Source organism: Lunatimonas lonarensis, from assembly GCF_000390185.1.
Taxonomy (GTDB): Bacteria; Bacteroidota; Bacteroidia; order Cytophagales; family Cyclobacteriaceae; genus Lunatimonas; species Lunatimonas lonarensis.
Map to the genome: position 1 here is coordinate 1 of NZ_AQHR01000118.1, position 1,306 is coordinate 1,306.

Annotated in this window: 1 protein-coding gene; it reads left to right on the forward strand. The window is 51.2% G+C overall.

All coding sequences use genetic code 11. From position 1 onward, the window contains the following. Positions 1-40: 40 nt before the first annotated feature. Positions 41-1,279: an IS256 family transposase gene (locus ADIS_RS21345; protein WP_010856815.1), complete on the forward strand. Its 1,239-nt coding sequence runs from the start codon at positions 41-43 to the stop codon at positions 1,277-1,279. Positions 1,280-1,306: the final 27 nt, after the last annotated feature.

Here is a 1,306-nt window from a genome sequence, read left to right on the forward strand (position 1 = left end):
GAGACTGTTCATTTAAGTGTGTCTGCTAAATTTACATAAAATGAAGAAAAAGCAGACAATTGAAGAACTATTGAGCGATCCAAAGATGAGCGATCGTCTGAAGGAGCGACTTTACAGCAAGAAGGGTTTACTGGGAAAAGATAGCCCTTTCAGCGAGATTTTACAGCAAATGGTGAACACGATGTTGGAGGGTGAGATCGAGGGATTTCTTGAGGAAGAGCGCGCCTCCGGCAGTGAGAACAAGCGGAATGGAAGGACGCGAAAGCGCGTTGTTAGTGACGCCGGTTTTCTGGACATTGCGACGCCCCGTGACCGGCAAGGGGATTTTGATCCGGAGCTGATCGGCAAGCGTGAGCGTTCGCTCAGCAGCGGGCTGGATGGGCAGATTCTGTCGCTGTATGCCCAGGGGAACTCGGTTGAAGACGTTAGACGTCTTCTGGAGGATATCTATGGGGTGAGCATCTCAGCGGGTCGTATATCCCAGATCACGGACAAGGTTCTTCCCGAGATCCAGGAATGGCGTACAAGAAGCCTCCAGAGCTTCTACCCGATCGTGTATCTGGATGCGATACACTTCAAGGTACGCCAGGAAGGCAGATACACCAACAGCGCCTTCTATACGGTGTATTCGGTAGATTGGGAAGGGAACAGGGATGTACTGGGTCTTTATATCAATTCGGGCGGGGAAGGTGCCAAGAAATGGGGTATGGTCATGGAAGACCTGAAATCCCGGGGGGTAACCGATATCCTGGTGGTGTGCACGGATGACCTGCAGGGATTTTCCGACCAGATCCAGGAAGCCTTTCCCGGTTCCATCGTCCAGAAGTGCATAGTGCACCAAGTGCGCAATTCGCTAAAATACGTGGACGAAACGGACAGGAAGGCCGTAACCAAGGACCTGCGGCAGGTGTATGCCTCTGTGACCGAAGAGGGCGCCAGAACGGCGCTATCCGCCTTTGAGGCCACATGGGGCAAAAAATACCGGTATATCGTCAAACAGTGGGAGGAAAACTGGACTGAACTGATGGCCTTCCTGGATTTTCCACTTTCCATGCGCAAGATGATCTACACGACCAATCCGGTGGAAGCCCTGCATCGGATCATGCGGAAACTGATAAAAAGCAAAGCGGCCTGGGCATCGGAAACAGCACTGTTGAAACAGCTCTATCTTTCGATAAGCCGGAACGAAAAGTCATGGAAACGGAAAGCCTACGGATGGACTTCGATCCAGCGGGAAATCATGGAACTGTACCCGGATAGGGCACCACAAAAAAACTAGATTTTCAGCCTAATATCTTAGTTGCCT